Annotated in this window: 22 protein-coding genes, 2 tRNA genes and 3 pseudogenes; 16 read left to right on the top strand and 11 right to left on the bottom strand. The window is 35.0% G+C overall.

Annotated features, from left to right (window positions below; all coding sequences use genetic code 11):
• The 14 genes from plsX to mutM form a co-directional block, all read left to right on the top strand.
• Window positions 1-761: phosphate acyltransferase PlsX (plsX, locus tag Q1J40_RS04535; RefSeq protein ID WP_301098854.1), on the top strand; the 761-nt coding region annotated here is incomplete at its 5' end.
• Window positions 762-902: 141 nt separating this feature from the next.
• Window positions 903-1,853, top strand: a complete 951-nt coding sequence (locus Q1J40_RS04530; protein WP_301098853.1) for a beta-ketoacyl-ACP synthase III — start codon at window positions 903-905, stop codon at window positions 1,851-1,853.
• A 1-nt stretch (window position 1,854) separates the two neighbouring features.
• A complete protein-coding gene (gene trmB, locus Q1J40_RS04525) occupies window positions 1,855-2,601 on the top strand; it encodes a tRNA (guanosine(46)-N7)-methyltransferase TrmB (protein WP_301098852.1) in 747 nt (248 codons plus the stop codon).
• Window positions 2,602-2,631: 30 nt separating this feature from the next.
• On the top strand, window positions 2,632-2,976 hold the full coding sequence (locus Q1J40_RS04520; protein WP_301098851.1) for a YggL family protein: 345 nt from the start codon (window positions 2,632-2,634) through the stop codon (window positions 2,974-2,976).
• Window positions 2,977-3,108: 132 nt separating this feature from the next.
• The gene (locus Q1J40_RS04515; RefSeq protein ID WP_301098850.1) at window positions 3,109-3,642 is read left to right on the top strand and encodes a YggT family protein; all 534 of its coding nucleotides are present in this window, start codon (window positions 3,109-3,111) and stop codon (window positions 3,640-3,642) included.
• On the top strand, window positions 3,642-3,941 hold the full coding sequence (yggU, locus tag Q1J40_RS04510) for a DUF167 family protein YggU (RefSeq protein ID WP_301098849.1): 300 nt from the start codon (window positions 3,642-3,644) through the stop codon (window positions 3,939-3,941). Before Q1J40_RS04515 ends, yggU begins: the two co-directional genes overlap by 1 nt.
• Before the next feature lie 115 nt (window positions 3,942-4,056).
• Entirely contained in the window at window positions 4,057-4,836 is a 780-nt protein-coding gene (locus Q1J40_RS04505; RefSeq protein ID WP_301098848.1) for a cytochrome C assembly family protein, read from the top strand.
• Between the two features lie 103 nt (window positions 4,837-4,939).
• The gene (locus tag Q1J40_RS04500; RefSeq protein WP_301098847.1) at window positions 4,940-6,214 is read left to right on the top strand and encodes an HlyC/CorC family transporter; all 1,275 of its coding nucleotides are present in this window, start codon (window positions 4,940-4,942) and stop codon (window positions 6,212-6,214) included.
• 147 nt (window positions 6,215-6,361) lie between these two features.
• Complete coding sequence (gene ispB / locus Q1J40_RS04495; RefSeq protein WP_301098846.1) at window positions 6,362-7,345, top strand: octaprenyl diphosphate synthase; 984 nt, start codon at window positions 6,362-6,364, stop codon at window positions 7,343-7,345.
• Window positions 7,346-7,353: 8 nt separating this feature from the next.
• Window positions 7,354-8,058: an epoxyqueuosine reductase QueH gene (locus tag Q1J40_RS04490; RefSeq protein ID WP_301098845.1), complete on the top strand. Its 705-nt coding sequence runs from the start codon at window positions 7,354-7,356 to the stop codon at window positions 8,056-8,058.
• A gap of 51 nt (window positions 8,059-8,109) precedes the next feature.
• On the top strand, window positions 8,110-9,045 hold the full coding sequence (gene fabD, locus Q1J40_RS04485) for an ACP S-malonyltransferase (RefSeq protein WP_301098844.1): 936 nt from the start codon (window positions 8,110-8,112) through the stop codon (window positions 9,043-9,045).
• Window positions 9,046-9,072: 27 nt separating this feature from the next.
• Window positions 9,073-9,801, top strand: coding sequence for a 3-oxoacyl-ACP reductase FabG (gene fabG, locus Q1J40_RS04480; protein WP_301098843.1), 729 nt, complete (start codon window positions 9,073-9,075; stop codon window positions 9,799-9,801).
• 114 nt (window positions 9,802-9,915) lie between these two features.
• Window positions 9,916-11,208: a branched-chain amino acid transport system II carrier protein gene (gene brnQ / locus Q1J40_RS04475; protein ID WP_301098842.1), complete on the top strand. Its 1,293-nt coding sequence runs from the start codon at window positions 9,916-9,918 to the stop codon at window positions 11,206-11,208.
• A 125-nt stretch (window positions 11,209-11,333) separates the two neighbouring features.
• The gene (gene mutM, locus Q1J40_RS04470; RefSeq protein ID WP_301098841.1) at window positions 11,334-12,158 is read left to right on the top strand and encodes a bifunctional DNA-formamidopyrimidine glycosylase/DNA-(apurinic or apyrimidinic site) lyase; all 825 of its coding nucleotides are present in this window, start codon (window positions 11,334-11,336) and stop codon (window positions 12,156-12,158) included.
• A 1-nt stretch (window position 12,159) separates the two neighbouring features.
• On the opposite strand, the gene Q1J40_RS09150 is transcribed toward mutM, so the two are convergent.
• From Q1J40_RS09150 to recR, 8 genes and pseudogenes are all read right to left on the bottom strand, one after another.
• Window positions 12,160-12,483: a PEP-utilizing enzyme gene (locus Q1J40_RS09150; protein ID WP_363321854.1), complete on the bottom strand. Its 324-nt coding sequence runs from the start codon at window positions 12,481-12,483 to the stop codon at window positions 12,160-12,162.
• Window positions 12,484-13,092: pseudogene (locus Q1J40_RS09145) on the bottom strand (HPr family phosphocarrier protein); the annotation flags it as partial.
• A gap of 81 nt (window positions 13,093-13,173) precedes the next feature.
• Window positions 13,174-13,569 (bottom strand): annotated as a pseudogene (dhaM, locus tag Q1J40_RS04460) (dihydroxyacetone kinase phosphoryl donor subunit DhaM); the annotation flags it as partial.
• A complete protein-coding gene (gene dhaL, locus Q1J40_RS04455; protein ID WP_301098840.1) occupies window positions 13,562-14,185 on the bottom strand; it encodes a dihydroxyacetone kinase subunit DhaL in 624 nt (207 codons plus the stop codon). The pseudogene dhaM and the gene dhaL, both read right to left, overlap by 8 nt.
• Window positions 14,186-14,246: 61 nt before the next feature.
• A complete protein-coding gene (gene dhaK, locus Q1J40_RS04450; protein WP_301098839.1) occupies window positions 14,247-15,311 on the bottom strand; it encodes a dihydroxyacetone kinase subunit DhaK in 1,065 nt (354 codons plus the stop codon).
• A 780-nt stretch (window positions 15,312-16,091) separates the two neighbouring features.
• The gene (locus tag Q1J40_RS04445; RefSeq protein ID WP_301098838.1) at window positions 16,092-16,355 is read right to left on the bottom strand and encodes a GrxA family glutaredoxin; all 264 of its coding nucleotides are present in this window, start codon (window positions 16,353-16,355) and stop codon (window positions 16,092-16,094) included.
• A 216-nt stretch (window positions 16,356-16,571) separates the two neighbouring features.
• Entirely contained in the window at window positions 16,572-18,419 is a 1,848-nt protein-coding gene (gene typA, locus Q1J40_RS04440) for a translational GTPase TypA (protein ID WP_301098837.1), read from the bottom strand.
• A 219-nt stretch (window positions 18,420-18,638) separates the two neighbouring features.
• Window positions 18,639-19,244 carry a recombination mediator RecR gene (gene recR, locus Q1J40_RS04435; protein WP_301098836.1) on the bottom strand — a complete coding sequence of 202 codons (606 nt, stop codon included), beginning with the start codon at window positions 19,242-19,244 and terminating at the stop codon, window positions 18,639-18,641.
• 234 nt (window positions 19,245-19,478) lie between these two features.
• Between recR and Q1J40_RS04430 the strand changes: the two genes are divergently transcribed.
• Window positions 19,479-19,554: transfer RNA gene (locus tag Q1J40_RS04430), tRNA-Gly, on the top strand.
• A 12-nt stretch (window positions 19,555-19,566) separates the two neighbouring features.
• Window positions 19,567-19,653 (top strand) — tRNA-Leu (locus Q1J40_RS04425).
• A 21-nt stretch (window positions 19,654-19,674) separates the two neighbouring features.
• Here the strand turns inward: Q1J40_RS04425 and Q1J40_RS09140 are convergent.
• The 3 genes and pseudogenes from Q1J40_RS09140 to Q1J40_RS04415 all read right to left on the bottom strand — a co-directional run.
• Window positions 19,675-20,233: pseudogene (locus tag Q1J40_RS09140) on the bottom strand (IS1595 family transposase).
• Window positions 20,234-20,539: 306 nt separating this feature from the next.
• Window positions 20,540-20,959, bottom strand: a complete 420-nt coding sequence (locus Q1J40_RS04420) for a DoxX family protein (RefSeq protein ID WP_301098835.1) — start codon at window positions 20,957-20,959, stop codon at window positions 20,540-20,542.
• 303 nt (window positions 20,960-21,262) lie between these two features.
• Window positions 21,263-22,131: ATP-binding protein (locus Q1J40_RS04415; RefSeq protein ID WP_301098833.1), on the bottom strand; the 869-nt coding region annotated here is incomplete at its 5' end.

Genomic DNA, 22,131 nt, shown 5'->3' with positions numbered 1-22,131 from the left:
CTGTACAGTCAGTTGCTCAGGGTAAGGCAGATGGATGTGTAAGTGGAGGAAATTCAGGGTTATTGATGGGGTTGGCAAAGCAACAAATTTCATTATTACCAGAAATTACTCGTCCAGCATTAACTTCTCTTATTCCAACATTAAATGGAAAATCTAGTGTGATGCTTGACCTTGGTGCAAATGTAGAAGCTGATAGCCGATTATTGTTTCAATTTGCAGAAATGGGAAATATTTTGGCGCAAACTTTACTTGGTTTAGTGTACCCTCGAGTAGCGTTATTAAATATTGGCACAGAAGATAATAAGGGAACTCGAAAAATTAGAGAGGCTCACAAGGCATTAAAATCAGTTACTCACCTCAATTATATTGGATATATTGAAGGTGATAAGTTATTGAATCATATTTCTGATGTCATTGTTTGCGATGGTTTTAACGGTAATATTGCACTAAAAACCTTGGAAGGTGCTGCAAAAAATACCCTTTCTTTTTTTAAGAAACCTGAAGAGGATTCTCATTTTTGTCATACTACTAAACGTTATTTACTAAAATTAATGTTTCACCATTATTATCGAAAATTGCAGAAAATTAACCCTGATCGTCATAATGGGGCAACGCTATTGGGACTTTCCTCTGTGGTTGTTAAAAGTCATGGTGGAGCAAATGTGAATGCTTTTTTCTATGCGATTGAATATGCCATTTCTCAAATTCAAGGAGAAATACCGCTTAAGATCTCTAGAGGCTTAGAGTATTTGAATCATTAGAGAGTCTTGGTTTTGGCATAGAGTATAAAGTGAGAGGTTTTATTCATTATGTTACTTAAGTGGTTTTACCTACTCTTTTAAGACTTTTACCGCTATAATGAAAGAATATAGAGACAAGATAAGTTATTTTGAGAATAGATTATGTATAGCAAGATTGTAGCAACGGGTAGCTATCTGCCGACAAAAATCCGTACCAATGCAGATTTAGAGAAAATGGTAGAAACGTCGGATGAATGGATTACAACACGTTCAGGGATTAAAGAGCGCCGCATTGCAGAAGCTCATGAAACTGCATCAACAATGGCAACTGAAGCCGCAAAACAATGTTTAGCTAGAATTGATATGGATCCACAAGAAATAGATCTGATTATTGTGGGAACTACAACAAATTCTCATGCTTATCCAAGTGCGGCTTGCCAAGTGCAAGGTCTATTAGGTATTAAGGATGCAATTGCTTTTGATGTTGCCGCAGCTTGTACTGGTTTTGTTTACGCATTAAGCGTTGCAGATCAATTTATTCGTACAGGTAAAGTGAAAAAAGCATTAGTAATTGGTTCGGATCTCAATTCTCGTAGTTTAGATGAAACAGATCGTAGTACTGTAATTTTATTTGGTGATGGTGCTGGTGCTGTGATTTTAGAAGCAAGTGAAGATGAAGGGATTATTTCAACACATTTACATGCATCACCAGAAAAAAGTGAAATGCTTGTGTTACCACATGCTCAAAGAGATAATAAACAATCTGGTTTTATTTCCATGCATGGTAATGAAACATTTAAACTTGCAGTTCGCCAGTTAGCAGAAGTGGTTGAAGAAACATTAGTAGACAATAAATTAGATAAATCTAAGATTGATTGGCTTGTTCCACATCAAGCAAATTTACGCATTATTGCTGCAACCGCTAAGAAATTAGATATGGATATGTCTCAAGTTGTAATAACTCTTGATCGTTATGCGAATACAAGTGCAGCTACAATTCCTGTTGCTTTAGATGAAGCTGTACGTGATGGGCGAATTCAGAAAGGACAACTATTGTTACTAGAAGCCTTTGGTGGTGGTTGGACTTGGGGTTCTGCATTGGTGAGATTTTAAGATGTCTGACATGATAACTTTTGCGGATAAAAAACGAAAAACAGTAGAGCAAGCTGAATTTACTGCTGATGGTCGTTATTTACGAAAAGTGCGTAGTTTTGTGTTGCGTACTGGACGATTAAGTGATTATCAACGTGATATGATGAATCAGAATTGGCATGCTTTCGGTTTAGATTATCAAGATACGCCTTTTGATTTTTCTGCTATTTTTGGCAATAGCAATCCAGTCATCCTTGAAATTGGATTTGGTATGGGAAAATCATTAGTCGAAATGGCAGAACAAAATCCTGATCGTAATTATATTGGGATTGAAGTTCATACCCCAGGTGTGGGTGCTTGTATTGCTTATGCAGTTGAAAAACAAGTAAAAAACTTACGTGTTATCTGTCATGATGCGACAGAAATTTTACGTGATAGTATTGCGAATCATAGCTTAGCTGGGTTACAGCTTTATTTCCCTGATCCATGGCAAAAAGCGAAACATCATAAACGCCGTATTGTTCAACCTACATTTATTGAGCGAGTATTAGAGAAACTTGCGGATAATGGGTTTATTCATATGGCAACAGATTGGGAAAATTATGCAGAGCATATGCTTGAAGTATTACGTCAATTCCCACAATTAACAAATCAATCAAACACAGGCGACTTTATTCCTCGCCCTGATTTCCGTCCTCTTACGAAATTTGAGCAGAGAGGACAAAAAATGGGACATGGTGTTTGGGATTTATATTTTTTAAAACAATAGATTTATCTATTACAGAACAGGAGAAGTAAAATGACTCAACCAACACGTAATCGCAGACAGCGTAAAAAAATGCACCTTGCAGAATTCCAAGAATTAGGCTTTTTAGTTAAGTTCCAATTTGCTGAAGGCACTGGTATTGATCAAATAGATACAACTGTGGATCGTTTTATTGAAGAAGTGATTCGTCCAAATGGTTTAGCTTACGAAGGGAGTGGCTATTTACATTGGGAAGGATTAGTATGTTTAGAAAAATGTGGTAAATGTGATGAATCACACCGCCAATTAGTACAAAAATGGTTAGAAGATAACGGTTTAGTAGAAATTGAAGTGAGCGATTTATTTGATATCTGGTGGGATTTACCAATCCAAGCATAGTTGTAGCGTAACAGCGTTGTAGTAGAGTGTAGCTAAGCGGTAACTTGTTAATGATTTTTTGCAAAATAATGAACAAATCTGACCGCTTGTGTTCCTAACTATAAGAATTTTAGATGTGAAGAAAGGGAGAGTATGGACGTCTTAGCACCGATTATTTCGATTGTGATTAGTTTTTTTAGTTTTGTACTGGTATTGCGTACTTGGTTGCAATTTTGCCGTGTCGATCCTTATATGCCAATTTCACAAACACTAATGCGATTAACTAATCCTATTGTAATTCCTGTTAGTAAGCTGATTCCAACAGTAAAGGGAATTAATTTTGCAGCATTATTAATTGCTGTTGCTTTGGTTGCAATACAATTTATTCTATTTGGTGTCGATATCCCTCACTCTGTACTGATCGGACTATTGAGTGTAGTGAAAACTTTTGGTCAAATTTTGTTTTTTACTACATTAATTAGAGCATTAATGAGTTGGATTACCCAAGGTAACCACCCATTAGATTATACAGTGGCACAAATCACAGAACCTGTTTTAAGATGGATCCGTAAGATTTTACCTCGTACTGGTATGCTAGATTTCTCAGTGATGGTCTTAGGGTTTGGATTACTGTTGATCAATAGCGGATTTTACCGAGTATTTGGTCAATTATGGGCATTAGCTTAATGCTGGCAATAGAATTATCTGAAAATCCGTACGGCGTTCGCCTACGGATTTTTTTACAGCCTAAAGCCAGTCGAGATCAAATCGTAGGTTTGTATGATAATGAATTAAAAATAGCGATTACAGCCCCACCAATTGATGGCAAGGCCAATGCTCATTTATTTAAATATCTGAGTAAATTATTTAAAGTGTCTAAAAGTAGCATTGTGTTAGAGAAAGGCGAATTACAACGGCATAAACAGATCTTTGTACCTAATCCAAAAATCATACCAGAAGAAATTAATCTACTGATTAATAATTGATGATGTTTATCTTTTACTTATCCAATTAAATCCTTGTTTCTTTATAGCCAAAAAAGATAAAAACTGATAACGTTACATCTATTTAAAAACTATTCTTATTTATTGAGTGACAAATATGTTATTTGCAATTTTAGCCATTGTGGCGTATTTAGGGGCATTATTATGGATTGTGCCAACTCTTGCTCATATTGATAACAGCAAAAAACTGAATATCAAAGCTGTTTTAGGATTAGGTTCTGCCGCTGTTATTTTTCACTTAATTAATTTATCTCATCTTTTCTTTGTTAGTGAAGGGCAAAATTTCACTATTGTGAATGTATCATCAATGATTAGCTTAAGTTTGAGCTTTATTGCAACTCTAGCATTACCTCGTTGGAAAACAGTTTGGTTACCTCTTTCAATTATTTATGCATTAGGCATCCTATCTGTTACTTTGTCTAGCTTTTTATCAGGTAGCTTTATTAAACAATTAACTGAAAATACAGGACTACTTTTCCATCTATCCATAGCTATTTTAGCTTATGCACTGTTTTTTATGGCATTACTTTATGCGATTGAACAACGATGGCTAGATTCTCGTTTAAAACGTAAAAAAATGAGTTTTTCTCCCTTACTTCCACCATTAATGACCGTAGAACGTCATTTTTTTATGCTGACATTAGTGGCTCAAATATTGCTGACTGTAACACTTGTGACTGGAATGATTTACTTACATAACTTTTTTGCACCAGAGCAAATTCATAAGGCAGTATTTTCTTTTATTTCATGGATAGTTTATAGCATTTTATTATTGGGTTTATGGAAGCTACATTGGCGTGGAAATCGGGTGCTAATTTATTCAATTTCGGGTATTATGCTACTCACTATTGCTTATTTTGGCAGTAGGTTGGTCTAGTCGCTTAATCTAGAACCTAGGAAGCGGTGAGATAATAAGAATATTTTGCAAAAATATAGAGAATCTTACCGCTTGTTTGTTTAATCAATATAGGAATATTGCATTGGAAAGTATCCCCCTGAGTAGCTTGTTTATCGCATTAGCTATTCTTCTTGTCTTATCTGGTTTCTTTTCTAGTTCTGAAACAGGCTTAATGTCATTAAATCGCTATCGTATGCGATATTTATCAGAACAAGGACATCGTGGTGCAAAACAAACAGAAAAGCTATTAGCGAAAACTGATATTTTACTGAGTTTGATTTTAATCTGTAATAACTTAGTTAATATTGTTGCTTCAGCTATTGCAACTATGATTGGTATGCGATTATCTGGCGATACAGGTGTTGCGATTGCGACAGGATTGCTGACTCTAGTTATGCTTGTATTTGCCGAAATCTTACCAAAAACAATAGCAGCAATTTATCCAGAAAAAGTTGGCTTTGCTGCAAGCTATATTTTACTACCATTAAGACGTCTATTGTTACCTGTTGTTTTTTTGATGAATATTGTGATCAGTGGATTAATGAAATTATTGCATATTCGTAAATTCGAAAAAGCAGGGTTAAGTGCCGAAGAATTACGTAGCGTTGTTTTAGAAGCAGGACGTTTTATCCCTAGTGCTCACCAAGAAATGTTAGTTTCTATATTAGATATGGAAAAAGTCACCGTTGATGACATTATGGTTCCACGTAATGATATTGGTGGTATTGATATTGATGATGACTGGAAATCAATTATGCGTCAGCTAACAGGAGCAGCTCATGCAAAGGTTGTTATTTATAAAAGTAATATGGATAACATTCTTGGGATTTTACGAGTAAGAGAAGCTTTTCGTTTGATGCTAGAACGAAATGAATTTACTAAGGAAATGTTAGTAAGAGCTGTTGATGAAGCCTACTTTATTCCAGAAGATACTCCTCTTACCATTCAACTAATGAATTTTAGAACAAATAAAGAAAGAATTGGTCTAGTGGTGGATGAATATGGTGATATAAAAGGTTTAGTTACTCTTGAAGATATTCTAGAAGAGATTGTAGGGGAATTTACAACTTCAGCGGCACCAACTTTAGAAGAAGAGGTACAACCACAATCAGATGGTTCAGTACTTATTGAAGGCTCTGCTAATCTACGTGATTTAAATAAACTCTTTAATTGGAATCTACCCGTTGATGAAGTGAGAACATTTAATGGATTGATCGTTGAATATTTAGAAAAAATTCCTGATGAAGGCGCAGAGTTTAATTTATTTAATTTAAAAGTTATTGTATTAGAAGTCGGAGACAATATGGTCAAACTTGCTAGAGTCGAACCCATTGTCTCTAATGATGAAAATAGTTAGCGATGAATTTAAAAAAGGAATAAATTATTCCCTTTCGTCATACATTCTCATCGGAACAGTAATTTTTAGTAAATCTTATTTTGAAGCCTTACACACATTAGGGTAAAATCCTAGCTTATTTTATACACTTATACAAAGATCATACTGATGACAAGACAACTTACACAGGAACAAATTACTGAACTGGCTAAAATTGACATGCAGGCGGTCGATCAAGCTATCCTTTCACAGCTAAGTTCAGATGTTGTTCTCATTAATCAATTAGGGCACTACATTGTGAGTGCAGGAGGGAAACGCATCCGACCATTGATTGCTGTTTTATCAGCGAATGCTTTAGGTTACAAAGGTACTCAGCATATTACCTGTGCGGCTTTTGTTGAGTTTATTCATACCGCAACATTATTACATGATGATGTAGTTGATGAATCTGATATGCGTCGAGGTAGAGCAACCGCAAATGCTGAATTTGGTAATGCAGCTAGCGTGCTCGTGGGAGATTTTATCTATACTCGTGCATTCCAAATGATGACCAGCTTAAAATCTCTCGAAGTTTTACAAGTAATGTCAGATGCAACAAATGTAATTGCTGAAGGGGAAGTTCAACAGTTAATGAATGTGAATGATCCTGAAATTACCGAAGAAAATTATATGCAGGTCATCTACAGTAAAACAGCCCGTTTGTTTGAAGCCTCTACCCAATGTGCGGCAATAGTTGCTGGTGCAGATGAAAAAGGTATTACTGCATTAAAAGATTATGGTAGATATTTAGGCACAGCCTTCCAATTAGTTGATGATATTTTAGATTATAGCGCCAATGCAGAAAAATTAGGTAAAAATATTGGTGATGATCTAGCTGAAGGTAAACCTACACTGCCATTATTGCACGCAATGCGCCATGGTAATGAACAACAATCAGCGCTTATCCGAGAGGCGATTGAACAAGGTGGAAAACGTGAAGCTTTAAATGAAATTTTAGCAATTATGGCGGAACATAACTCATTAGATTACGCAATGCAACGAGCAAAAGAAGAAGCACAAAAAGCCGTTGATGCGATTGCAATATTGCCTAAAAGTGAGTATAAACAAGCTTTAATTTCTTTAGCTTATTTATCCGTTGATCGTGCTTATTAGGAAATAGAATGATAGAGCAAAAACAAGCCTCAGTAAAAAAAACACGTAAAGGCAAAGATCCTAACGCACCTTTCGTACGAGAAAAGCTTACTTTACCCGATGGGCATAATAAATTATTACTCCACTCTTGCTGTGCACCTTGTTCTGGCGAGGTGATGGAAGCAATCCATGCATCTGGTATTGAGTTCACAATTTACTTCTACAATCCAAATATTCATCCACTCAAAGAGTATTTAATCCGCAAAGAAGAGAATATTCGTTTTGCAGAAAAATGGGGGATCCCATTTATTGATGCCGATTATGATCGTCAAAATTGGTTTGATCGAGCAAAAGGAATGGAAAATGAACCTGAGCGTGGTATTCGTTGTACGATGTGCTTTGATATGCGTTTTGAAAAAGCGGCGGAATATGCCCATGAACATGGCTTTCCAGTATTTACAAGTTGTTTAGGGATTTCTCGTTGGAAAGATATGAACCAAATCAATGGATGTGGTCATCGTGCAGCAGAAAAATATGATGATGTGGTTTATTGGGATTACAACTGGCGTAAAGGTGGTGGTTCACAACGTATGATTGAAATTAGTAAGCGTGAGCATTTTTATCAACAAGAATATTGTGGATGCGTTTACTCACTTCGAGATACTAATAAATGGCGTGAAGCAAATGGTCGCCAAAAAATTGAAATCGGTAAACTTTATTATTCAGCAGATTAACAAGCGGTGAGATACAGCGTTTGTTTTGTAAAAATTTAAAAGGAAAAAATAATGTCTAAATTTGCAATGGTATTTCCGGGGCAAGGATCGCAAGCAATTGGAATGTTGTCTGACTTAGCACCAGTATATCCTGTCATTGAACAAACTTTCCAACGTGCAAGTGAAGTGCTTGGATATGATTTATGGGATTTAGTTCAAAATGGTGAAGTAGCAGAATTAAATCAAACTCACCGTACTCAACCTGCATTACTTGCTACATCCGTAGCGCTTTTCAGAGTGTGGCAAGAAAAATTCCCAGAACATAATCCATCGGTAATGGCGGGTCATAGCTTAGGCGAGTATTCTGCTTTAGTTTGCTCAGGTGCATTAGATTTCCAAGATGCGATTAAATTAGTGGAGTTGCGTGGTCAGTTAATGCAAGAAGCTGTACCAGCGGGTACAGGGGCAATGTTTGCTATTATTGGATTAGATAACGAATCAATCATCAAAGCTTGTGAACAAGCTCAACAAGAAACCGGTGAAATTGTGTCAGCGGTAAACTTTAACTCACCAGGGCAAGTTGTGATTGCAGGAACAAAAGTTGCTGCAGAAAAAGCAGGAGCTTTATGTAAGGAAGCGGGAGCTAAACGAGCATTACCATTAGCAGTAAGCGTTCCCTCACATTGTGCTTTAATGAAACCTGCTGCGGATAAGTTAGCGGAATCATTGCAAAATATTTCATTTTCCCGACCGCTTGTACCCGTTATCAATAATGTGGATGTGGCAATGGAAAATGATGCCGATGCCATTCGTGATGCGTTGATTCGTCAATTATACAGCCCTGTACGTTGGACAGAAGTGGTAGAAAAGATGGTGGCATCTGGTGTAACAACTCTTTATGAAATTGGACCAAATAAAGTGTTAACAGGTTTAGCAAAACGTATCGTTTCAGATCTTTCAGCACAAGCAGTTAATGATGTATCTTCATTAGATGCAGTTAGCTTTTAATCAAATAATAATAAGGTAGAGATAATCATGCAAAATAAAATCGCATTAGTAACAGGGGCAACCCGTGGTATTGGTAAAGCAATTGCAGAAGAATTAGTCGCTAAAGGGGCTTTTGTTATTGGTACAGCAACTTCTGAAAAAGGTGCTGAAACCATTTCAGCTTATTTAGGTGAAAAGGGCAAAGGGCTTGTACTAAATGTTGCTGATGCAGATTCAATCGAGCAAGTGATTGCTCACATTAAAGCTGAGTTTGGGGATATTGATATTCTTGTTAATAATGCAGGGATCACTCGTGATAATTTATTAATGCGAATGAAAGATGATGAATGGTTTGATATTATCCAAACAAATTTAACTTCTGTTTATCGTCTATCTAAAGCAATGTTACGTTCAATGATGAAAAAACGTTATGGACGAATTGTGACTATTGGTTCTGTAGTGGGATCAAGTGGTAATCCAGGACAAACAAACTATTGTGCTGCAAAAGCTGGTTTAGTTGGATTTTCTAAATCATTAGCAAAAGAAGTCGCTTCTCGTGGTATTACTGTTAATGTTGTTGCACCCGGTTTTATAGCTACAGATATGACAGAAGAATTAACAGATGAACAAAAAAATGCTATTTTAAGCCAAATTCCAGCCGGTCAATTAGGGCAAGCAAAAGATATTGCAAAAGCAGTTGCTTTTTTAGCATCTGAAGATGCAGGCTATATTACAGGTGAAACGATTCATGTGAATGGTGGCTTGTATATGAACTAACCGCAAAATAATAAGCGGTCGTTTTGGAATCGAATTTTGCAAAAAGTAGAATTCGATTCTTTTATTTTAATTTCTTCTAAAAAATAGAAGAACAGATAGTGAGACATTATCCTTATGAAAAAAAACACACTCATCATCGGCTTTATGCTATTCGCCATCTTCTTTGGTGCAGGGAATCTAATCTTTCCACCAAAACTTGGATTAGAAAGTGGAGATCACTTTTGGACTGCTATTATTGGTTTCGTTGTAACAGGTGTTGGCTTACCTTTATTAGGGATTATTATCGGTGCTTTCTATGAAGGAGGCTATAAAGAAGCATTAAATAAAGTTCATCCCTGGTTTTCAGTCATCTTTCTAGTTGCAATATATTTAGCAATTGGTCCATTCTTTGCAATTCCTCGAACTGGGGCAACCGCATACGAAATGGCCGTTATTCCATTTATTGGTGAATCAACAACAACATCGCTACTTATATTTACGCTAATTTATTTTGGGATTACGCTTTGGATTAGTTTAAATCCATCTAAAGTGGTTGACCGAATTGGTTCTATTTTAACCCCTGTACTTCTTATTGCAATTATTGCATTAGTAGTAAAAGCTTATTTTTTACTATCTAATAATGAATTAATGGTATCGACAACATCTGCTGAACAGAATAGTTTTGTACAAGGTATTTTAGAGGGATATTTAACTATGGATGCATTAGCATCATTAGCTTTCTCTGTAATTGTACTTAATGCAATCAAAGTAAAAACAAGTAACCAGACAAAACTTATTAAACAGACTATTGGTGCTGGAATTATTGCAGCTGTTGCTTTAGGATTTATTTATATTTCTTTAGGTTGGATTGGTAACCACTCTGCACTACCTACAGAAACAGTTGCTGAACTTAAAGCAAATGGCCAAGATATTGGTACTTATATTTTAAACAATATTACAACTCAAGCTTTTGGTGAGTTTGGACGTATGATTCTAGGTATTATTGTTTCTCTCGCTTGTTTAACAACATCAATTGGATTAGTGGTAGCAGTGAGTGAATATTTTAATGAAATTTTCCCTAAAATTTCTTACAAAACTTATGCGATTTTATTTGTCTTAATTAGTTTTGCATTATCAAATCAAGGCTTAAGTGCAGTAATCAGTAAATCGGTACCTGTATTATTAGTACTTTATCCAATCTCGATGACAATTATGGCATTATTATTAATCAACTTATTTATTAAATTACCATTATTAGCATTACGTTTTGCACTTGGTTTAGTTACTATCGTTTCAATTCTTTCTGTTGCTGGTGCTGAATTTGTTAATAGCTTACCATTAAAAGAGTATTCCATGGAATGGTTACCATTTGCTGTAGTTGGTTGTATTCTTGGATTTATTCTTGCTAGATCAAAAAAATTGGCATAAATAATATTAGCCTTACACGATAAAAACTCATAAAATCTGCTTCTCAAAAGTTGATCATCTATATCGACTTATTAAGGAGCAGATTTTTTTGTGATGGAGGCTGAGTAATTAATATTGGAGGATATATGCCAGAATTACCCGAAGTTGAAACCAGTGTGCGTGGTGTTTCACCTTATTTAGTTGGGCAGACCATTAAACACATTATTGTCCGACAAAAACAATTACGCTGGTTAGTGAGTGATGAGTTATCAATGATGGATGGGGCAAATATTCTCAATATTTATCGCCGAGCCAAATATCTTATTATTCACACGGATAAGGGTGATATTCTGATTCACTTAGGTATGTCTGGTTCATTGGGCATTTTAAATAGCACAACTAACAAAGATGTAGGTAAGCACGATCATGTAGATTTAGTGACAATTAACGGTACGATTTTACGCTATAACGATCCACGTAAATTTGGTGCATGGCTATGGGTGGAAAAGGCGGAAGAAGCAGATTTACTTAAGAAATTAGGTCCAGAGCCACTTTCTGATAAATTTAATGGAGATTACCTTTATAAACAAAGTCGCAATAAAACGGTCGCTATTAAGAATTTCATTATGAATAATGCTATTGTAGTTGGAGTGGGTAATATTTATGCTTGTGAATCGCTTTTTATGGCGGGGCTTCATCCTGATATGGCAACTAAAAATCTTAAACCAAAGCAAGCAGAACGTTTAGTCAAAGTGATTAAAGAGGTATTAACCAAAGCAATTATACAAGGTGGAACGACCTTAAAAGATTTTATTCAACCTGATGGGAAACCGGGCTATTTTGCTCAAGTGCTAAAGGTGTATGGGAGAAAAGGGCAAGAGTGTTATAATTGCGGATCTACTATTGAATCGAAAGTAATCGGGCAACGAAATAGTTTCTATTGCCCAAAATGTCAAAAATTACCGCGATAAATTATAAAGATTTTACTTTACCCTCAACCCAATCAATTTGTAGTTTATCGCCTTGCTGATGTTGCATTAGGGATTCACCACACTGAATAATTAATGGGATTTTTGCAGATTTCGCCAACAAAGCGGTATGTGATAAAGGATCACCTTGTGCTAAACAAATTCCTCGGAAGTTAGTGTTAAGTAACTTTGCTAAAGTAGATGGATATAACTCATCAGCAAGCAAAATATCATTTTCATGTAATCGTGGGATCTGAATAGGCTGTTCAGCTAAATTATGCAAAATACGATGGCGCAGATCTTTAATATCTAATGCTCTTGCTTGCATATAAGGATCATCCAGTTGTTCGTATTCTGCGATCATTTTATCAAATACAAGCCAACACGCCTCTTCTAAAGAATACTCATCTAATAGCACAATAATGTCATCTTGTAGCTCATCAAGTAATAATTGGTGAGCTTGAAATACCCCTGAAAAATTTTCACTTAAGGTTGGCAAGTTAGTAATTTCTGCAAGTTGTTGTTGGGTTTGATGAATTGCTTTTTGCACTCTCTCATGAACGTGTTCTAACTGATTGAGCTTGCTTGCGTATTCTGATTTTGCAAATTTTTGTTTAAAAGTAACCGCTTGTCCCTGGCTCGTTTGTCCTAATACAGGAATACCTTGAATACAATTATCGGAATTAGCCTCCACTTTTTCGCCAAAATGATTTTCAGCCAATTGCTTAATACCGTCTAAGGCTTGCAAGCTATCACTACCAGAAATATGGAATGTAATGGTGTTTAGTTTACGGATCTTAAGTTGTATCAGCTGATTATAGCTTTTAACATCTGCCCATTTTTGCTGGTTTTCGACCCAAATATGTGAAGAGAACTTAGAGGCTATTTCAACTAATTTCGCAGCAGGACGAGCATGCAATCCGTGTGGATTTTGTACAGTCCAACTAAAAGTGAGTGCTGAATCAGGCGGTAAATCCGTTTCTGCTTGAACATCGTCCATTTGCGTTTCTGTACTGAGTTGGCTTTGTTTAGCGCTAAGCGCTGTTTCTGCCTCTTTGATTACAGTTGCTAAATCTGCCCCCGTTGATGCACTCACAACCGCCGCCAATGTCCCTTCAACCAAAGGTGCAGAACAAAGTTTTACATTTGCCGCCATATCAGGATCAATGAGATCTAATGCTGTTTCGGCACTTAAAATCGCACTACCTAGATCCATCAAAATAAGTACACCATCTTCACTATAAACAGATTCAATGGCTTCCATAATTTTTACTGCATCTGTCCCAATAGCATTTTCAGGTTCAGACATCCCCGCTGCGACAGCAATTTGACAACCATTGTTCATTTGTTCTGCCAATTCTGCAACACCACAAGCCAATGTATAGCTATGGGAGACTAAAATCAGATTAACCATTCACAACCACCTGATGTAAAGCTTTAATCATAAAAGTTGCAGAAGTAGCTCCCGGATCTTGATGGCCAACACTACGTTCACCTAGATAACTTGCACGCCCTTTTTTAGCCTGCATTGGAATAGTGCCAGCTAATGCTGTTTCAGCCACACTTACCGCACTTTCTAAAGCATTTGGGAAATCACTAGATTGTTTGATACTGTCTAACACAGGCAACCAAACATCACACATTGTTTTATCCCCTAATTCTGCTTTACCACGACTGACAATACCCGTGATACCATCATTAAGTGCTTGGGTAAATTCAGCCAGAGTTAAGCTTTCTTTACCATTCGTTGTAGGTGCCATTTTCATAAAGAATGTTCCAAAAAGAGGACCACTCGCACCGCCTACACTAGAAAGTAATGTCATTCCAACGGTTTTTAAGATCGCACCTATATCTTTATCAGCGACTGTCGGTAATTTTTCAATAACTTTGCTAAAGCCTCGGTGCATATTCAAACCGTGATCAGCATCGCCAATAGCAGTATCAAGTTCGGTTAGAAAATTTTGTTGTTCGCTAAAGGTTTCAGCACATTTTTCTAACCATTGGATAAGTTGTTGTTTGGTTAATTCCATTATGTTATTTCCCTTAATTATGTCTTTGCTTTTATTTTCTATGATGTTTTACCAAATAATTTTACCAATGTAACGCAGGAGTGGTGGCAGCATAATCAAATAAAGCGAGATCTTGTTCATCGACTTTCAATAGTGTAATTGAAACACCTTGCATATCTAATGATGTGCAATAAGAGCCAACAAGGTTTCGTTCAATCTCAATTCCAAATTGTTGGCAGTTATGTTGTAGACGACCAAAAACACCATAAAGTTCAGAAAGTGGTACGCTACCTAAATTATTAACTAACGCAATCACCTTATCACCTGCTTTTAAGGCAGTTTTGTGTTGTTCTTGTTCTAGCCAATCTCCCGCTTCACGATCCCATACACGAATAGTGCGTTTATAATCGCCATTTTCAATTAAAGTATTAAACATTTGATCAACGGTATCATTGAGATTGGTAAAGGTACGACGTTCAATACCCGGTTCGCCATGAATACCGACCCCAAATTCCATTTCATTATCTGCGAGAGTAAATGACGGTTTGCCCGCAGCTGGAACTGTACAGGCAGCAAGAGCTACACCAAAAGAATGTCCGTGATTATTTAATTTATGACCTAGTTCTACTAATTTATCTAGATCAGCACCTTGTTCTGCTGCCGCACCTAGTAATTTTTCAATCAATACTGTATTAGCAACACCTCGACGACCAGCCGTATATAAACTATCTTTTACTGCCACATCATCATCAACTAAAATGGAGGCTACTTTATTCCCTTCGCCATGTAACAATTCCACAGCAGTTTCAAAGTTTAAAACATCGCCCGTATAATTTTTTATAATCAATAGCACACCTTCGCCACTATCTACAGCTAAACCACATTCATACATTTGGTCAGGAGTTGGCGAAGTGAAAATTTCACCGGGACAGGCACCATCAAGCATCCCTTTTCCTACAAACCCCGCATGCATTGGCTCATGTCCACTTCCACCACCAGAAATTAAAGCAACTTTTTTGGCTACAGGCGCATCAGCTCGTACGACATAAAGAGGTTCATCATTTACACGTAAGCTAGGATGAGCATGAGCTAAACCTGAAATTTGTTCATTAATTACTTGCTCAACACTATTGATTAGTTTTTTCATACAATTTTCCTTTCGTTAAAATTATTAAAACTTTACTGGATTTTTCGATTTTATACCGCGATCCAATTCACAAAAACTAAAAAACATTTATTTGCGAAAGTTAATTAATCATAAAATAATCAAATTGTTGTTTGTGAATATTTTGCAAATTTTTATCAGAAAGTGACCGCTTGTAAGGTAAAAAGAGAGGATAGCTAGAGATAAAATGATGATTTAATCCTTAAAATATATTCTTTCTCTATATTATCTTTTGATTTATATCATATAATCTTTTTTAGACTAGCATTATAGTAACTAAATTAGATCTTAGATATAACAGATACACATAAAATAAAAAGATTAAAGATATTATTTAATAGTAATTATCTATTAACAGATAATAATTAATGGTATTAGATAATAAGGTATATTCAATAAATTGATTTGATTAGTAATAATAGAAGGTATAAGTAAAATTTATTCTTAATTTTTTGCTGGTATCTTTGTATACTTTTTTCTTCCAGAGTAATTTATCCTAACTTACAATTTTCATAGAATATAGACTTATTTAATTGCATTGTTTTATTTATTTCTATGTTGATTTATTTCCTATTTATAATAGTTTAAGAATTAATTATAAATATATTCAAATTAAAATATTTTATATTAATTAAATATAATTTTATTAATCAAAAATCAGATGCATTGTACTTACTACTCTAAATAATAGACTGCCAGATTGAGCTACCTATTATAAAAATAAGATTAATGCATCTTTTTTAATTATTTTTATATTGATTCTTAAAGTTCAATTCCAAATTTTTCTTTAACTAAAGCTAAAAATTCAGTCGAACCACCTACGTGTTGATCATCTAAGAAAATTTGAGGAACTGTTGCAACAGGGCCTCCAACTTTAGGTTCTAAATCCTCTTTTGAAATACCCTTCTCAATCATATTAATAAATTCAAAATCAAAATCAGGTAATTCATTTTTCATTTTTTCTGCTAATGTTTTTGCTCTCACACAATATGGGCAAGTTAAACGGCCATAAATTTCTACATGCATAGTATTTTCCTTCTGATTAATTAGAATAATAGATGAATAACATCATTAGCTACTAATAATACATGATTCTCTTACAAATTTTATATAATTGTATCTTATATCATATAATCTGAGATATTCAGATGTGATATAAAAATAGACATATTAAATCGTACAAACAAAAAGAGATTAAATACTTAATCTCTTTTTATCTACTATTAATTTATTGATACCAATCTAGTGGGTGCTTGTACTTGTTGTTGTACGATTAGCACGTTTACGATCAGTTTCAGTAAGGAGTTTTTTACGAATACGTACAGCAACTGGCGTTACTTCTACTAATTCATCATCATCAATAAACTCTAAAGCTTGTTCCAATGTAAAGCGAATCGGTGTAGAAAGCGTTAATGCTTCATCTTTACCTGATGCACGCATATTCGTTAATTTTTTACCTTGAAGTGCATTTACGGTTAAGTCATTTGAACGGCTGTGAATGCCAATAACTTGTCCTTCATAAACTTCTGTACCGTGATCAATCATTAATTTACCACGCTCTTGTAAACCATAAAGTGCATAAGCTAATGCTTTACCTGTACCATTTGAAATTAGTACACCATTGATACGTTGTCCAATTTCACCCGGTTTAACATCATCATAATGACTAAAACTTGAATAAAGTAAGCCTGTACCTGATGTCATTGTCATAAATTCGTTACGGAAACCTATTAAACCACGGCTTGGAATAATATATTCTAAACGAGTGCGACCTTTACCATCTGGTGCCATATCACGCACTTCACCTTTACGAATACCAAGAGCTTCCATTACTGAACCTTGATGTTGTTCTTCAATATCAATTGTTACTTGTTCAAATGGTTCTTGTTTGTGACCATTTTCTTGTTTGAAAATAACTTTAGGACGAGAAACTGCTAATTCATACCCTTCACGACGCATATTTTCAATTAAGACTGATAAATGTAATTCACCACGACCAGAAACACGGAAAATATCTGGATCTTCTGTTTCTTCAACACGTAAAGCTACATTATGAACTAATTCTTTTTTCAAGCGTTCTAAAATTTGACGAGAAGTAACGTATTTACCTTCTTGTCCACAGAATGGAGAAGTATTTACACAGAAGAACATAGTTACAGTTGGTTCATCAACAGTTAAAGCAGGCAATGCTTCCACGTTATTCACATCACAAATCGTATCTGAAATATTTAGTTCACCTAAACCAGTGATTGCAACAATATCTCCCGCAAATGCTTCAGTTTCTTCGTAACGTTGTAAGCCTAAATGACCTAAAACTTGCCCAATACGACCATTACGAGTTTTACCTTCAGCATTAATTAGCGTGATTGGTTGGTTTGGTTTTACTGAACCACGTTTAATACGTCCAATCCCAATAACCCCTAAATAGCTGTTATAGTCTAATTGTGAAATTTGCATTTGGAATGGTGCATTAAGCTCAACATTTGGTGGAGAAACGTATTTAATGATCGCTTCAAATAATGGGTCCATATTTGGTGAAAGATCTTCATGTTCTAAGCCTGCCACACCATTTAATGCCGAAGCGTAAATGATAGGGAAATCTAACTGCTCATCTGTCGCACCTAAATTGACAAAAAGATCGAAAACTTGATCAACAACCCAATCTGGTCTTGCACCCGGACGATCGACTTTATTGATGACAACAATAGGTTTTAAGCCATGAGCAAAAGCTTTTTGAGTTACAAAACGAGTTTGTGGCATCGGGCCATCAAATGCATCAACAACTAATAATACTGAATCAACCATTGATAATACACGTTCTACTTCACCACCGAAGTCTGCATGCCCCGGAGTATCTACGATATTAATACGGTAACCATTCCAATCAATCGCTGTATTTTTAGCTAAAATTGTGATTCCACGTTCTTTCTCAAGATCATTTGAGTCCATAACGCGCTCTGCATCATCACCTCGACTTGTATCAAGGGTACCAGAAAGTTTAAGAAGTTTATCTACTAGTGTTGTTTTACCATGGTCAACGTGAGCGATAATTGCGATATTACGCAATTTATTTGTATCTATATTTTGCATTGAAATTACTTATATATGGGGTAACTATGTCATTAAGACTATGTTACCAAGAAATAGGAACTTAATTGATGAATTTTCATCAAAACAAATCATTGGGTTTAACCCAAACAATTGAAATGTGATCTTCATCACAATTTACAAAGGCGATCGATTATACAGTGTTTTTGCTTAATCACCTAGAAAACAAGTGGTAACTTTGTCGTAAATATTTGCAAATTATTAAAGAATGATATCCCGACGACCTGAAAATGAGTGTGAGAGAGTTGTACCATCAACGGTTTCGAGTTCTCCACCAACAGGAATACCATGGGCAATACGAGTAACTTTGATATTATGTACCAAACACATTTCTGCAATATAGTTTGCCGTAGCATCACCTTCAATTGTTGGATTTGTAGCTAAAATTACCTCATGGAAGGATTCATTTTCTAAACGTTGCTGTAGTAAATCTAAGCCAATTTCTCTCGGACCAATCCCATCTAGTGGGGATAAATGCCCCATTAGTACAAAATAACGTCCTGAAAATTGCCCTGTTTGTTCAATTGCTTGAATATCAGCTGGCATTTCAACCACACAAAGTTGCCCACTCATTTGGCGACGATAATTTTGACAAATACTGCACTCATCATCTTCAGTAAATGTACGACATGATTTGCAATGTCCAATATGAGTCATCGCTTCATTTAATGCTTTAGCCAAATTAATCCCACCTTTCCGATTACGTTGTAGCAAGTGATAAGCCATACGTTGTGCGGATTTAGGTCCTACCCCTGGTAATGCTCTAAGTGCTTCTATTAAATTTTCGAGTAATGGACTAGTTTGCATAAATCTGACTTTTGATATCTCAAGGAAAATAATGGAAATGCATTTTATGTGTTAATAAATAGGATAACAAGTGATATATCTATAATCTAACTTGCTTAGTTTGTAGGTAAATTATCTTATCAAGAATAATTTTTAATCTAATAAAAAAATTTTTATAATTTCTGTTTGACACAAGCGTTCAATTCGCTAGAATACGCCTCATTGAAATGCTACAGTATTCTGTAGCGTTTTTTAGCGGGAATAGCTCAGTTGGTAGAGCACGACCTTGCCAAGGTCGGGGTCGCGAGTTCGAGCCTCGTTTCCCGCTCCATTTTAGCGTTTAGCCCGAGTGGCGGAATCGGTAGACGCAAGGGATTTAAAATCCCTCGCCTTTCGGGGCGTGCCAGTTCAAGTCTGGCCTCGGGCACCATTCTAAAATAAAAGATAGCACCTAAGGGTGCTTTTGTATGATATAATTAAATCTAAACTCACATTCCTTTAAAAATAAATGAAGTTTTTTTAAATTCTGTCATATTTCCTTAGAACTCTCTTTATTTGTAACTAAGAGTCCTCTATCTCATCTATATAATTTTTCTTCTCTGCAGATATTTCTAAATGGGTTATCTTTCATGATGAAATATGCTTATATCAAGAGTATCATAACTGCGATAAATATCCTTTTAATCCAGTTATCTGAATTAATTTTCCTTTTAATAACAAGAGAGTAATATTTCTAACTTACTAACTTAGTGTTTTATACAACTAACGTAAAGACTTTATATCTTATCTTCTCATAATACCAAAAACAACGAGTTTTTATAAAGCTTCTCTTTTACCTTTTCTGCACTCTCTAAAATAATCTTTACTTCAAAAGCTTTATTAGAGTCAATCTCAAAATAATAGGTAACTACCTGACAAATTTTATGCTAAAAAAGTATAACTAAACTAGTTTAAATACCTAAAATATCTGTAGCAGAACAAACTGTTACTTCTAGTACAAAAAATTTAATAAGCTTTTCCTATATTAATTTCTTTAATTTACAATTAGTTATCTTCATACTTAATAGTTTATTATATTGTTAATCTATATCATTCCAAATATTTTATTACAGACTCAGTATTTATAACGCTGAATATTATTTTTAATTTATATTTAAAAATTATTAAATTGTAACAAAATGTACAATTTATCATGCACAAATCAAAAGAGAAGGTTAACGACTTGTAGCATAAATTTTTACTAATTTTCCACACTTCAGCGTTATAATTACTTAATCTATAACGAAATATTTAGGGTTAATTTACTATAACCTATACTATTTTCTTTCTAAAAAACGATCAATACTCCAAGCTCCTCCACCAAGTAACATAATTGCTAAGAATCCGCCAGTGATGCCAAAATTTTTCATTAATTGAATTTCTTGTCCCGGTGCACCATGTACAAGAAAACCTGAAGCTAAAGTGAAAAGACCTAAAAATAGAGCAAGAATACGAGTTTGAAAACCCAAAAGTACTGCTAATCCACCACCGACTTCAAGTAATATAGTTGGTGGTAGTAATAGTGATGGAATACCTAATTGTTCCATATGTTCAGCAGTAATTTGATAACCATTTAATTTTCCTATTCCAGAAACAAGAAAAATATAAATTAAACATGCACGAGCAATTACATTTATTAATGCATAAAGGGTTGGATTAGTAACAATATTTTTAACAATTACGTTAGGATTGACCATGTATTTTCTCCATGAAGAATAATTAACTACTTGATACAACTAATCTATTATTTAGATTAAAAATTGAAATTAAAAGACGTTTTAAAAAGAGATTAAAATGCAAAATGTATAGCAATTCTAAAATTTTATTGTCTTTATGAAAAAATAATACAAATATTTTACAAATGTAACAATAACAAATCTTAAGTTCATTGAAAATAGCTATAAAAACCTTCATATTATTGTTTGATTAATATCAATAAAATTGAATTAACCCTACCCATCCATAAATAATAGGTAGAAGATTATTAATCTTGGCAATGCTTAATTTATTGATTCTGCATGTAACTGCTGAACAGAATATACATCAAATTTGTTGATATGTTGGACTGCTATTGATATTGCGTCAGCACCTGCAATTGTCGTATAAATTGGTACTCGTTGTTGTAGAGCGGTTCGGCGAATAGAATGGCTATCTGCGATAACTTCTGAATCGCCACTCACCGTATTAATCACTAATGCAATTTCATTATTTTTTATTGCATCAACAATATGTGGACGCCCCTCTCTCACTTTATTAATAGTTTGTACAGCAATCCCATTTTCTCGTAAGAATTTAGCTGATCCCCAAGTCGCACATAAACCATAACCTTGTTCTTGGAAACGTTTTGCAATATTTAACAATGTTGGTTTGTCTTGATCCACAACAGACATAAATATTTTGCCGACTTTCGGAATGCGTTCTCCCGCTCCTAACTGTGCTTTATAAAAAGCTTCCGCAAAAGTTTCGCCTATGCCCATCACTTCACCTGTTGAACGCATTTCAGGCCCTAAAATCGTATCAACTCCAGGGAATTTAATGAATGGGAATACGGCTTCTTTAACAAAATATTTAGTTGGAATGACTTCTTTAAGAGCATTTAATTCAGCTAGGGTTTCACCCGCCATTACTCGTGCAGCAATTTTGGCTAAAGATTGCCCTGTTGCTTTACTCACGAAAGGCACAGTACGGCTTGCTCTTGGGTTCACTTCAAGTACATAGATAATCTCATTTTGCACAGCAAATTGTACATTCATTAGCCCTTTCACTTTTAAGGCTAATGCCATTTCTTTAGTTTGTCTGCGAATTTCATCGAGGATCTGACCGCTTAATGAGTATGCTGGAAGTGAGCAAGCTGAATCACCACTATGAA

Origin of the sequence: Otariodibacter sp., from assembly GCF_029256985.1 — a bacterium.
Taxonomy (GTDB): Bacteria; Pseudomonadota; Gammaproteobacteria; order Enterobacterales; family Pasteurellaceae; genus Otariodibacter.
Note: the sequence above shows the minus strand (reverse complement) of the source record. Positions and strands in the feature narration are given on the sequence as shown.

What these genes read in the sequence shown, in the direction of transcription:
- Q1J40_RS04530 (WP_301098853.1), top strand. Translation starts at nt 903, where the DNA reads ATGTATAGCAAGATTGTAGCAACGGGTAGCTATCTGCCGACAAAAATC.
- trmB (WP_301098852.1), top strand. Translation starts at nt 1,855, where the DNA reads ATGTCTGACATGATAACTTTTGCGGATAAAAAACGAAAAACAGTAGAG.
- Q1J40_RS04520 (WP_301098851.1), top strand. Translation starts at nt 2,632, where the DNA reads ATGACTCAACCAACACGTAATCGCAGACAGCGTAAAAAAATGCACCTT.
- Q1J40_RS04515 (WP_301098850.1), top strand. Translation starts at nt 3,109, where the DNA reads ATGGACGTCTTAGCACCGATTATTTCGATTGTGATTAGTTTTTTTAGT.
- yggU (WP_301098849.1), top strand. Translation starts at nt 3,642, where the DNA reads ATGCTGGCAATAGAATTATCTGAAAATCCGTACGGCGTTCGCCTACGG.
- Q1J40_RS04505 (WP_301098848.1), top strand. Translation starts at nt 4,057, where the DNA reads ATGTTATTTGCAATTTTAGCCATTGTGGCGTATTTAGGGGCATTATTA.
- ispB (WP_301098846.1), top strand. Translation starts at nt 6,362, where the DNA reads ATGACAAGACAACTTACACAGGAACAAATTACTGAACTGGCTAAAATT.
- Q1J40_RS04490 (WP_301098845.1), top strand. Translation starts at nt 7,354, where the DNA reads ATGATAGAGCAAAAACAAGCCTCAGTAAAAAAAACACGTAAAGGCAAA.
- fabD (WP_301098844.1), top strand. Translation starts at nt 8,110, where the DNA reads ATGTCTAAATTTGCAATGGTATTTCCGGGGCAAGGATCGCAAGCAATT.
- fabG (WP_301098843.1), top strand. Translation starts at nt 9,073, where the DNA reads ATGCAAAATAAAATCGCATTAGTAACAGGGGCAACCCGTGGTATTGGT.
- brnQ (WP_301098842.1), top strand. Translation starts at nt 9,916, where the DNA reads ATGAAAAAAAACACACTCATCATCGGCTTTATGCTATTCGCCATCTTC.
- mutM (WP_301098841.1), top strand. Translation starts at nt 11,334, where the DNA reads ATGCCAGAATTACCCGAAGTTGAAACCAGTGTGCGTGGTGTTTCACCT.
- Q1J40_RS09150 (WP_363321854.1), bottom strand. Translation starts at nt 12,483, where the DNA reads ATGCAAGCAAGAGCATTAGATATTAAAGATCTGCGCCATCGTATTTTG.
- dhaL (WP_301098840.1), bottom strand. Translation starts at nt 14,185, where the DNA reads ATGGAATTAACCAAACAACAACTTATCCAATGGTTAGAAAAATGTGCT.
- dhaK (WP_301098839.1), bottom strand. Translation starts at nt 15,311, where the DNA reads ATGAAAAAACTAATCAATAGTGTTGAGCAAGTAATTAATGAACAAATT.
- Q1J40_RS04445 (WP_301098838.1), bottom strand. Translation starts at nt 16,355, where the DNA reads ATGCATGTAGAAATTTATGGCCGTTTAACTTGCCCATATTGTGTGAGA.
- typA (WP_301098837.1), bottom strand. Translation starts at nt 18,419, where the DNA reads ATGCAAAATATAGATACAAATAAATTGCGTAATATCGCAATTATCGCT.
- recR (WP_301098836.1), bottom strand. Translation starts at nt 19,244, where the DNA reads ATGCAAACTAGTCCATTACTCGAAAATTTAATAGAAGCACTTAGAGCA.
- Q1J40_RS04420 (WP_301098835.1), bottom strand. Translation starts at nt 20,959, where the DNA reads ATGGTCAATCCTAACGTAATTGTTAAAAATATTGTTACTAATCCAACC.